11 protein-coding genes are annotated in these 8,243 nt (G+C 71.6%); all 11 read right to left on the reverse strand.

From position 1 onward, the window contains the following. Nucleotides 1-9: 9 nt before the first annotated feature. The gene (locus tag ACN26Z_RS29735; RefSeq protein ID WP_421459572.1) at nt 10-219 is read right to left on the reverse strand and encodes a helix-turn-helix domain-containing protein; all 210 of its coding nucleotides are present in this window, start codon (nt 217-219) and stop codon (nt 10-12) included. Then, a complete protein-coding gene (locus tag ACN26Z_RS29740) occupies nt 216-413 on the reverse strand; it encodes a hypothetical protein (RefSeq protein WP_421464741.1) in 198 nt (65 codons plus the stop codon). The genes ACN26Z_RS29735 and ACN26Z_RS29740 overlap by 4 nt, the downstream gene beginning before the upstream one ends. A gap of 340 nt (nt 414-753) precedes the next feature. Then, complete coding sequence (locus ACN26Z_RS29745; RefSeq protein ID WP_421459573.1) at nt 754-2,355, reverse strand: YfjI family protein; 1,602 nt, start codon at nt 2,353-2,355, stop codon at nt 754-756. Next, complete coding sequence (locus ACN26Z_RS29750) at nt 2,352-3,254, reverse strand: bifunctional DNA primase/polymerase (RefSeq protein WP_421459574.1); 903 nt, start codon at nt 3,252-3,254, stop codon at nt 2,352-2,354. Before ACN26Z_RS29750 ends, ACN26Z_RS29745 begins: the two co-directional genes overlap by 4 nt. Before the next feature lie 16 nt (nt 3,255-3,270). Further along, nucleotides 3,271-3,513 (reverse strand): hypothetical protein, encoded by a 243-nt coding sequence (locus ACN26Z_RS29755; RefSeq protein ID WP_421459559.1) that lies wholly within the window; start codon nt 3,511-3,513, stop codon nt 3,271-3,273. A 53-nt stretch (nt 3,514-3,566) separates the two neighbouring features. Continuing rightward, nucleotides 3,567-3,866: a hypothetical protein gene (locus ACN26Z_RS29760; RefSeq protein ID WP_421459560.1), complete on the reverse strand. Its 300-nt coding sequence runs from the start codon at nt 3,864-3,866 to the stop codon at nt 3,567-3,569. Then, complete coding sequence (locus tag ACN26Z_RS29765; protein WP_421459561.1) at nt 3,863-4,114, reverse strand: hypothetical protein; 252 nt, start codon at nt 4,112-4,114, stop codon at nt 3,863-3,865. Before ACN26Z_RS29765 ends, ACN26Z_RS29760 begins: the two co-directional genes overlap by 4 nt. 141 nt (nt 4,115-4,255) lie before the next feature. Further along, on the reverse strand, nt 4,256-6,442 hold the full coding sequence (locus ACN26Z_RS29770; RefSeq protein ID WP_421459562.1) for a cell division protein FtsK: 2,187 nt from the start codon (nt 6,440-6,442) through the stop codon (nt 4,256-4,258). Between the two features lie 91 nt (nt 6,443-6,533). Beyond that, entirely contained in the window at nt 6,534-7,397 is an 864-nt protein-coding gene (locus ACN26Z_RS29775) for an ABC transporter permease (RefSeq protein ID WP_421459563.1), read from the reverse strand. Continuing rightward, complete coding sequence (locus ACN26Z_RS29780; RefSeq protein ID WP_421459564.1) at nt 7,394-7,768, reverse strand: RRQRL motif-containing zinc-binding protein; 375 nt, start codon at nt 7,766-7,768, stop codon at nt 7,394-7,396. Before ACN26Z_RS29780 ends, ACN26Z_RS29775 begins: the two co-directional genes overlap by 4 nt. Continuing rightward, nucleotides 7,768-8,016, reverse strand: a complete 249-nt coding sequence (locus tag ACN26Z_RS29785; protein WP_421459565.1) for a DUF6284 family protein — start codon at nt 8,014-8,016, stop codon at nt 7,768-7,770. Before ACN26Z_RS29785 ends, ACN26Z_RS29780 begins: the two co-directional genes overlap by 1 nt. Nucleotides 8,017-8,243 lie beyond the last annotated feature (227 nt).

Consider the following 8,243-nt stretch of genomic DNA (forward strand, 5'->3'; position numbering starts at 1 on the left):
CTCCTTTCGTCAGGCGGCGTGGTCGAGTTGCGTCGGGTTGGCCAGGAGGCTCTGCACGTACTCGTCAAGGCAGAAGGTGGGCACTCGGCGTAGACGGCCGATCGTGACGGTGCGAATCTGACCCGTCTTGATTAGGGCGTACATCGTGGTGCGGCCGATACCGAGTCGCTCTGCGGCTTGCTCGATGGTCAGAACCAGGTGGTTGTCGGGGGTGCTCATCGGCGGGTGTCCTCCCTCGGGGTGGCGTCGAGGTAGATGCGCTGGAACATCGGGGATCGGCGGTCGGGGTAGGGCCGGGACGCAGAGCGGATGTGCAGCACTCGGGCGATGGCGGCGAGTGCTGCGGCTGTTTCAGTGGGTGTGCCGTGCAGCCTGATTCGCACGGTGGCGGCCTTCCGGTCGGTGGCGGTCACTTGTGGAGGGATAGGGAGGTATCACCGCAGAACGCCGCAGAACGGCCCGCTGAGAGCGCCACAGAGGCAAGATCTCGGGTGTTCCGGTGTAGGGCGTAGGGCGTGGCGCTCTCAGTCGCTCTCAGCGGGCCGTTTCCGGCCACCGGCGAGCCGGTCGGATGACTGCTGTCGGTCGGGTGGTGGGGCCGGGAGGCGTTGACACGTTGACAATCCGCCGACATTCGAGCGTTTCCGCAGGCAGCGGCGGGTGCGCGGGTGTCAACGGGGGCCGTTGACAGGCGTTGACACCCGTTGACACCGGGCGGGCCGGCGGTGGGTTGTCAACGCCTGTCAACGGCTGTCAACGCGACCCGTTGACACCCTCGCGCATGTCTTGACCTGCGGAAACGTCGGGGTCGGGGTCGGGTGTCAGCGTGTCAACGCTTCCGGACTCGTCGGCGGTGGCGCGTGGGTGCAGTTCGTAGCGTCCGTCCGGGCCGTGGCGGACCCATCCGAGCGCGGCCAGCTCGGCGAGCACCGCCGACACGTCATCGGACTTCGGTAGCCGGCGGGACACCCGGCGGTGTAGCTCCCGGCGGGTGAACGTCGTCATGCCCTTGCCGGTGAGCACGCCGAGCACGTACCGGGCGTTCTCCACCGCCGTGTCGGTGCCGATGGCGGTGAGGGCGGCCCGGTAGTGCGCGGCGAAGAACTCGGCCAGCCGTACGGCGTCGGTCATCCGGTCGGCGTCGATCGGTCGCAGCCACGCATCGGTCGGATGGTGCGCGACGTGCAACAGCCCGGCCAGCCGCAGCGTTGCGCCGGTGAGCTTGTTGCCCCACTCGCGCATGTCGTACAGGGTGCCGCCGGGCCGTAGCTCGGCTTCGACCTGCTCGGCGGCGGCCCGCCGCACGCGGCCGGCGTCGTCGGTGAGGGTGACCACGTTCGGGTCGGGCCACTCGGCGAACGTCGCGGCCAGGTCGTGTACCCGGTGGCGGTAGCCGGCGGTCACCTGCTCCGGCACCGGCGGCGTGTCCACCGGCCGATACCCCGCCAGGGATCGGGGTAGGGCGAACAGGAACCGGGCCGGCAGGCCACGCCCGGCCAGGTCGGCGTTCCCGCCGAACTTGCGCAGCACGGTCGGCTGCGCCATCACGCACACCGTGAGCGCCGGCTTGTCGACGGATGCGCCTTCGCGGGTCTGCCGTTCGTTGCTCATCGGCTGACCCGCATGCCCTTTCAGGTAGGGGTCGAGGTTCGGCGCACCGGAGTACCGGCCGGCGAGGGTGTCGAAGATCCCGCCCTCATCCGAGATGATCGCCATCCGTCCACCGTTCGCGGCCATCAACCCGATCAGCGCTTCCGGGGTGGCGTCGTCCACGATCAGTTTCGGCAAGGTCGGAACCGTGATGGCCTCGGCGGCGATGGCAGCGGCGACGGCCTCGGCCGCTGCTTCGTCGCGCTTGTGCGGGTCGCTGGCCTTCGCCGCAGCCGTCTTCGCCTGCTCGGCCTGCCGGTCGGCGATATCCCGCAACGCGGCGGCCTCAGCGATCCGAGGCCGCGCCGCCTCAGCGAGCGTCGACTGAGCGGCGAACAGAGGCGCGGTCATCGCCCGATGCACCGGGGACTTCCGTTCGCCGGGGCCGGCGATGACGGCGGCGAAGACGTTCACCGGCTCCCGCCACCCGGGCACCGGTTCGACTTCCAACCGGCCACCCGCGCACGCGGACAGCACGGCCATGGCGAGGGTGCCGGCCATCGCCGGGTCGGTGGCAGTGAACCGGGCCACCCCGGTCACCATGTCGCCCAACCAGCGGGGGAACACCTCCACCGGGAACGGCGGCGGCGCGGTGGTGGGGCCGGTCAGGGGCACTGGAACATCCCACAGCGGCCCGGCCGGCGACTGTTCGGCGGTGGTGTGCGGGTGGTCGGTGGTCACGAGGTGGAGACGGGCGGCGCTCATGCGGCCACCGTCCGAGGCCGGCGGGCACCGGCGGTCAGGCCGGATCGGACGGTGCGATACGCCTCGGCGGTGCGCAGCCCGGACGACACTGCGGCCTGTTCCAGCACGCTGTGAGCGTCATCCTCGGTCAGCGCGCCACCGGCCACGAGTTGCCCGAGCGCGACGGCGGCCACGTACAGGCTGCGGTTCCGCTCGCCCGGCGCGGCGGCGGTCACCCGGTCGACTTCCCGGGCGATGGCGGCCCGCACATAGGCACCGGCCCGGCCGGTGCCGAGGTCGACCACCACGGGCCGCTGTTCCGGCAGTGGTGCGGGGGCGAGCAGGTCGGCGAGCCATCCGGGCAGCGGCGCGGGATCGACGTCGAGGGCGACGGTGTAGGGCCGTGCGGCGACGGTCGAGCCGGCGGCGACGACGTAGCCACCGGCGGCGCGGGTGTCGACCATCGGCCCGAGCGTCCCGGCCGTGTTCCGGAGAGCCGGGCCGGTGGCCGGGTGTTGGTAGTAGAGGTGGGTGCCGCCTCGGCCGGTGGTCACGGTGTAGGTCGGATCGATGGTCGCCCGGTGGGAGTCGGCCAGTGCGGCGAGCACCACCAGGCCGTCCCGGTGGCTCACCTCGGCGGGCTGTTTCGGAGTGTCGAGGTCGACCACCACGAGCCGAGACGGCCCGCACGCGATGCCGATGCCGTACGGGCGGGCAGACCATGCGCGGCGGATGCGGTCCGGGTCGGTGGTGGCCCGGACCTCCCACCCAACGTGTCCGGCACGGCAGCGAGGGTCACGGCCGGTGCACCGGTCGGCCGCATGGTCAGGGAAGGCGGGCCGCTTGCCGTCGGGACGGAGCGGAAAAACATGCCATCCGCGTTCGGCGTGGCCGAGCGCGGCGGTGAGCAGGTCAGACATGGGGAAGTTCTCCTGATCAGGCGGTCTTGCGGCGGGCGGTGTCCAGGTCGAGCAGCGCCGCGCCGCCGGTGTCCGGCGTGCGGCCTAACGGCCGGGTGGCGGTGGCGATGGACAGCCGCAGGTAGAGGCGGCACCGACCGGCATCAGCGCCGGTCAGCGGGCGGCGGGTGCCGCGTTGGGCGACGTGGTGCCCGGCGGCGGTGAAAGCAGCGGTGGCGGCGTCTAGCTCGGCCGGTGTGCCGGTCAGCCAGATTTCCAACCCGGACAGCCGGGCATCGCGAGGGGAAGCGCCATCGCGGCGCGGCCCGGCCATCACGCGGCCCGACGCGGCCGAGGCTGCGCCGCGATCGCCGCGCGGGTGACGGCCTGGCGCACGTCGCCGAGCAGGCCGACCAACTGACGGCGTGCGGCCACCTCGGTCGGGGCGAGCGCCACCCTGACGCGCACCTCGGCATGGTCGCGGCCGGCGGCGGACCGCACGCGCACGAGCACCGCCCGCGCGTGACCAGCGTCGACCACGATTTCGGCGGAGCGGTGTTCGCCGAGGTTGCAGCGGTGGCCACCGGCGCACCAGCCGGTGTGACCGTCGCGGGCGCTGCGGTGGCGGTTCATCGCTTGCCTGCCTGGTACTCGTCTTTGATGTGGTTGATGACGTGCCGGCCGACGCGCAGCCGTAGTCCGGTGCCCGCGCAGCGGCGGCATTCCCGCCCGGCGCGGCTGATCGGGGAGCGTTTGCGGCCGGTGCCGTGGCAGGTGCGGCAGCGTCCGAACGGGACGACCACGCACGCGGCGAGGTAACCGAGGGTGAGTATGGCGAGGGTGAGGCAGGGGGCGGTGGCTAGCAGGGTGCGGGGGTCCATGACAGCCTCCAGGGCCGGTTTCGGGGTGTGTTCGGTGGAGGCCGCTAGATTCCTAGCGTCCTGATCAGGGTTCGGATGCCGTCCTAGGGGTGGTCCTAGGTCTAGGAGTCGTGTGGTCCTAGACCTAGGACCGATCGCGGGTTAGCTCGCGTCCCGTTTGCGGTTACGCTCTGCGATGGCGGCGATGATGGCGGCGCGTTCGAAACCGCCTCGGTTGGCTCCCTTGCCGGTGTCCGGATCGGTGCCCCACGTCTGGCCGACCTTCACGCCGAACGGCTTGAGGGCCACGGTCACCTGCTCGGCGTCCCACCCGCCGTAGGTGTCCGGGCGCAGCTCGGCCAGGCGGGCGGCGACGGTGCGGCACCACACCTTGGCCTCATTTGCGGGAACCACGGCGGTGATGTCTTCCAGCAGGTTGAACGACAGCGCCGGGGCGGTTGCGGGTTGCTCGCCGAGCGCGTGCCCGGTCAGCCGTCCGGCAGCCTCGCGGGCGGCGCGAGCGCGGGCGGCGATCCGCTCGGCGAGGGGTCCGTCGATGTTGACGGTGGTGGTGATCCTCGCGTCGGCTCCCTCACCGACGAAGTAGCCGGTGCCCTTGTCGGTCCAGGCGAACATGGTCGCCCGGATGCCCTGCTTGTACTGCGAGGTACCGAGCACCATGTCGTTCTCGGTCTGCCCCATCACCTTCAAGCAGAACCGCGTCGACGCGTTCGCCGAGATGCCGGTCGGCAGGCTCTTGGCATCCGGCCGCTGCGTGGCGAACACGGGGATGATCCCCAGTGCCGGCCCGCGCTTCACGAGGTCGGTGGAGATGGCCTCCAACTCCTTGCCGTACTCGGGGTGCTCGAACCACTTCTGGCACTCGTCCACCCCGATGACCAGCGGATGCAGGCCAAGCGACTTCTTCGACGCCAACTCGGGGGTGACCTTGTTCTCGGGGCACAGGTCGCGGGGCAGGTCGCGGATCACCTTGGCGCGGCGGCGCAACTCGTCGCGCAGCTCCCGCATACCGGCCACCGCGTACTCGATGTCCTCGTCTTCCTCACCGGCGCGGTAGCGGTGCGCGACCTGCTCCAACGCGGACAGGTCACCGGTGCCCTTGAGGTCGTAGGCGTGGATCTCCGCACGCGGATCGAGCGCGGCGATCAGCAGCACCTCCCGCAGCGCGAACGTCTTGCCCATACGCGGGATGGAACCGATGACCATCGCCATGAACATCAACGTCAGCTCGACCCACCGGCCGCGCGGGTCGGTGCCGAACGGCTGCGGCCGGAACAGGTCCACCGTCCCTGCCTTGAGCAGCGGCCACACCGGCTTACGGGCCTTCGACATGTCCTGATCGCCCACCCACAACACGAGGCGGCCGGGGTGCACCTCGGGCTGTCCCTCCGGCCACACACAGCCAAGCGGCCGGGACAGGCCAGCGGCCAGCTTTTCCCGCTTCTCGATGACCTCGGTGGCGGTGACGCCGTTGGGCAGCTCCACATCCGCGCGCCAGCCGGGGCCGTCACGGGTGATCGGGGCGGGAAACCAGTCCTTGCCCCGGTCGCCCTTGGAGATGGCCTGGTTGATGCCGGTGATGCCGAGGTTGCCCAACGCCCGCACCACCACATCCGAGGTCAGCTTCTGCACACGGGGAACGACCACGGCGGTGTCGAGCAGCGGCTTGTCCGCCGGACGGCCCAACGCACCCAACGCGGCCAGCAGCGCGGCGAGGGTGGCATACCGGGCCTCGGGCGGGGCGAGCGCGTAGGCGATACCCAGCGCCGGGAGCACGCCGAGCACCACGGCGGCGGTGACGAACCCACGCCACCGCACCCGCTGGTCACGCAACCGCGACACCTTCAGGTACAACTCGGCGTCGCCCTTGTCCGCCAACACCTGCCGCACATGCTCGCCTTGCAGGTCGAACAACCACCGACCCCAACCCGTCAGGATGCGGTACGCGCCGCGCGGGGCACGCCACGCCAACTTCCCGACGTACTTCGGGCTACGGGTCAGGTGATAGGTGCCAGCGTGGAACAGGTGACCGACCGTCCACCGGGCCGCGTCGCGCAGCTCGGCCCGCGAACGCAGCCACGCAGGCACGATGGGCCGACGCTTCGCGTCCTGCAACCCGGCCACGGTGAACCGCGGGGACCGCTGCGCGGCAGGCGAGTCAACCAGTCGCGGGCCGATGGTGGCCTCGGCCGGGTCGTTGTCGGGGGCGGCGGATTGACGGCGGGACCGGGCGGCGTCCAGGTCGACCACCTCGGCATCCGGGCCGGGGGCGTTCAGGTCGCGCTCGGCGGCCTGCCAGTCGAAACGGTCATCATCAGGGGCAGTCATGATGGGGGTTCCTCCAACGGTCTACGGATCAGCAGAGGGACCGGCGGCACGGCGCAGGTTGGGAAGCCAGGGGCCGTGCCGCCGGGCGGAACTAGTCGTGCGAGCGCACCAGGTGCGCCAGTGCGGCGCCCATGCCGAGCACCGCCACCGGCAGCACCGACACAGCGGTGGTGATCCACCACGGCGCACCGTTCGGCGGTGCCACGAGCAGGTGATAGGCGACCTGGCCGAGCGCACCGACCAGCAGTGAGGCGATGGCCGACCACTTCGCGAACTCACGCGCCCGGTGCGGTACCCGGCCGGACAGCCAGACGTACAGCGCGTACGCGCCGTACGTCTCCACGCCGATCGGCAGGGTGATGGCGGTATTGATCGCGAATCCGTCCGCGATACCGGGTAGCGGGTGCACCACCCCGAACCCGGTGAGTCCGCCGAGGCCGACCCACCCGGACCAGATCGCCACGAACGCGGGAAGCGCCAGCAGGATCACCGGCCACGCGGCCACCGGCCGGACCGGCGCTGCCGGGGTGGGCGTGTCCGGGTGACCGACCGTCGTGGCCTCGGCGGGCGGCGCGGGCGGTGGGATCTTCACCGGCTCGGCGGGCGGTGGCGCGTGCTCGGGCACGACCGGGGTGGGTGCCGGGTCCGAGCCGATCGGCTCGGCGTAGTCCAACCGAAGCGCGGGCGGCGTGTCGATGTCGGTCTGCGGTGCCAGCAGCGCACCCCGAACGGCCATCGCCGAGCGCAGGGTGTCGGTACGGGTCCGCTCGGCGTGCTCGGCCCGCAGCCGGGCGAGCAGGTCATCGGCCTTCGGCGCGCCGATGCGGAACTCGCGCATCAGCCGGTTGCGCGACGGGAACTCCTGCCCGTCCGGCAGTTCCAGAGCGCGAGCGGCCGGCAGCAGTGCCTCTACCGGCTGCGGATACTTCGTGCCGTTGATCGTGGGGGCGGTCATGCTGCTTCCTCCATCGGGTAGGCGCAGTCGACGCACTCGCCGAGCGAGCGCGGGATGCAGTAGGGCCGGACAACTCGGCAGGTCGGGCAGGTGCGGCGGGCGGTCAACGCCGCGCGGATCGCGCGTAGCTGCGCGGGGGTGGCGGTGCGCTTCGGCCGGGCCAAATCGAGGCGGTACAGGTAGGCGGTGCGGGTGCCACCGATGCCGCGCCAGAGGATCTGCGCGGCGATCGGCTGACCACCTGGGCATAGGCCGGCGGCGCGCAGCTGGCGGCGGGTGGCGTAGCCCGGCGGTGCGCCGCGCCACCAGAACGTCGGGATGCCGTACCGCGACCCGTCCGGGTCGTAGTAGGCGGCGCGGATGCGGGACATCAGGCCGCGCGCTGCGGATCGGTGCTGCGGGCGGCCACCTCGGCGGCGGCGCGGGTCACGCGGGCCTCAGCCCGACGCAGCCGACGCCAGTCCAGCGCGGTCGGGCCGCCGTGGTCCTCGGCGTAGAGCATGGTGATCTGCGCGTCGAGCACGTCGAGTTCAGCGGCGATCAGCGGCCACTCGGTGTCGATCGCGGCCAGGTCAGCAGCGGTCGGCTCAGCGGTGGCGGTGGGGAGGTGGGTGATCACTTCGATCGGTTCCTTCCAGAACGGCGAGAGCGCAACACGGGCCGGCAGGGGCGGCAGTGACGCTCGTCGGGTGCCAGCGGGGCGAGCCCGCCGCAGCGGTGGCAGGTACGCCAAACGGCGCTGTTCTTGGTGGTCACTCGAACGGCAGCGAAGACGCTCACGGTCATGACGGCTCACCTCCACAAGCGGGGATCAAGACGGGAAACCGGGGTGAGGCCGCGCACCAG

Origin of the sequence: Verrucosispora sp. WMMD703 (assembly GCF_049178935.1) — a bacterium.
GTDB lineage: Bacteria > Actinomycetota > Actinomycetes > Mycobacteriales > Micromonosporaceae > Micromonospora > Micromonospora sediminimaris.

Excerpts from the sequence above, each read along its gene's own strand:
- ACN26Z_RS29770 (WP_421459562.1), bottom strand. The coding sequence starts at position 6,442 with ATGACTGCCCCTGATGATGACCGTTTCGACTGGCAGGCCGCCGAGCGC.
- ACN26Z_RS29745 (WP_421459573.1), bottom strand. The coding sequence starts at position 2,355 with ATGAGCGCCGCCCGTCTCCACCTCGTGACCACCGACCACCCGCACACC.
- ACN26Z_RS29780 (WP_421459564.1), bottom strand. The coding sequence starts at position 7,768 with ATGTCCCGCATCCGCGCCGCCTACTACGACCCGGACGGGTCGCGGTAC.
- ACN26Z_RS29750 (WP_421459574.1), bottom strand. The coding sequence starts at position 3,254 with ATGTCTGACCTGCTCACCGCCGCGCTCGGCCACGCCGAACGCGGATGG.
- ACN26Z_RS29735 (WP_421459572.1), bottom strand. The coding sequence starts at position 219 with ATGAGCACCCCCGACAACCACCTGGTTCTGACCATCGAGCAAGCCGCA.
- ACN26Z_RS29775 (WP_421459563.1), bottom strand. The coding sequence starts at position 7,397 with ATGACCGCCCCCACGATCAACGGCACGAAGTATCCGCAGCCGGTAGAG.
- ACN26Z_RS29760 (WP_421459560.1), bottom strand. The coding sequence starts at position 3,866 with ATGAACCGCCACCGCAGCGCCCGCGACGGTCACACCGGCTGGTGCGCC.
- ACN26Z_RS29765 (WP_421459561.1), bottom strand. The coding sequence starts at position 4,114 with ATGGACCCCCGCACCCTGCTAGCCACCGCCCCCTGCCTCACCCTCGCC.